Annotated in this window: 1 protein-coding gene and 1 pseudogene; both read left to right on the top strand. The window is 66.4% G+C overall.

Annotated elements, in window-relative coordinates; genetic code table 11:
* The coding region (locus tag JCM25156_RS25405; RefSeq protein WP_034960422.1) for an OB-fold nucleic acid binding domain-containing protein at positions 1-713 on the top strand (713 nt) is incomplete at its 5' end.
* A 142-nt stretch (positions 714-855) separates the two neighbouring features.
* A pseudogene (metX, locus tag JCM25156_RS25400) lies at positions 856-1,585 on the top strand (homoserine O-acetyltransferase MetX); the annotation flags it as partial.

Here is a 1,585-nt window from a genome sequence, read left to right as displayed (position 1 = left end):
CCAGCGGCCAGATCGGCCTGTTTGGTGGCGGCGGCGGTGGCCCGGCCCAGCGTGAACCGCTACGCATGCCCCGCACGGCGGACTGGCCTGAATTCGAGCGGCTGAACATGGAAGCCGACGCCATCGGCTTCCACCTGACCGGTCATCCGCTCGATTCCTATGGTCCGCTCATGCGCAGGCTGGGGGTCGTGCGCGCCACGGGGCTGGAAGCGGCGGCGCAGGCCGGGATCGGGCGGGTCAAGATCGCGGGCTGCGTGGTGGACCGCAAGGAACGCCCCACGCGCACCGGCAACAAGATGGCATGGGTGCGCCTGTCCGACGCCAGCGGCGGGTGTGAAGTCACCTTCTTCTCGGAGGTGCTATCGCGCTCGCGTGAAATCCTTGCGGCGGGCAACGCCGTGGTGGTGAGTGCGGACCTCAAGCTGGAAGGCGAGGCCCTGCGCATTACCGCGTCCGATGTGATGGAGCTGGAGCAGGCGGCGGCGGAAGCGGCGGCGGAATTGCGCATCTGGTTCGATCAGGCGGCGGCACTTGAGCCGATCCGCGATGTGCTGCACGGTATTGGCGGCGGGCGGGGACGGGTCATCCTGCTGCCTTCCGTGGCCGAGACGCGCGATGTGGAACTGACCCTGGCCGAACGCTACCGCGTGACCCCGCGCGTGGCGCAGATGATCAAGGCGATCGAGGGCGTGGGCAGGGTGGAACAGTTCTGAGGGGGGGACGGGTGATATGACCATGAACCTTGCATGTATAAGCCTGTAATGTCATACGCAGTAACCGCAGGCTGTCCGCGCGGCGGGCTGGTTACGGGCCTGTCGTTTTCATCGTCCCTGTCGACGCAATGCCGGATACAGAATGGACCAGACCGTTTCAGTCAATAACCTGTCGCACCAGCATGTGACCTTTCCGGACGGATTACGTCTGGATTGCGGTTTCCACCTGGCGCCGGTGGATGTGGCCTACCGCACCTACGGCACGCTGTCCGACAGGCGGGACAACGCGATTCTTGTCTGCCACGCGCTGACGGGCGACCAGTACGTGGCCGACCCCCATCCGCTGACCGGCAAGCCCGGCTGGTGGAGCCGCATGGTCGGCCCCGGGCTGCCCATCGACACGAACAGGTTTTTCGTCATCTGCGTGAACGTGCTGGGCGGGTGCATGGGCTCGACCGGCCCGCGCAGCCTGCACCGGCGCGAGGACGGGACGGAAGAGCCATGGGGCACCGCTTTCCCCGCCATCACCATCCGCGACATGGTGCGCGCCCAGAAACTGCTGATCGACCATCTGGCATCGAGCGGCTGCTGGCCGTGGTGGGCGGGTCCATGGGGGGCATGCAGGTGCTGGAATGGACCGCGACGTATCCGGGCTGCGTGTTCGCGGCCATGCCGATCGCGACCTCGCCCTTCCATTCCGCCCAGAACATCGCGTTCAACGAAGTCAGCCGCCAGGCCATCTTCGCCGATCCGCAATGGCATGGCGGCCGGTACTGGGAATGTAACGAGGTGCCGGCGCGCGGCTGGCGGTCGCGCGCATGATGGCGCACATCACCTACATGTCCGAAGCCGCGCTGACACGCAAATTCGGC

Source organism: Komagataeibacter kakiaceti JCM 25156, from assembly GCF_000613305.1.
This window is presented reverse-complemented; position numbering and strand designations above follow the sequence as displayed.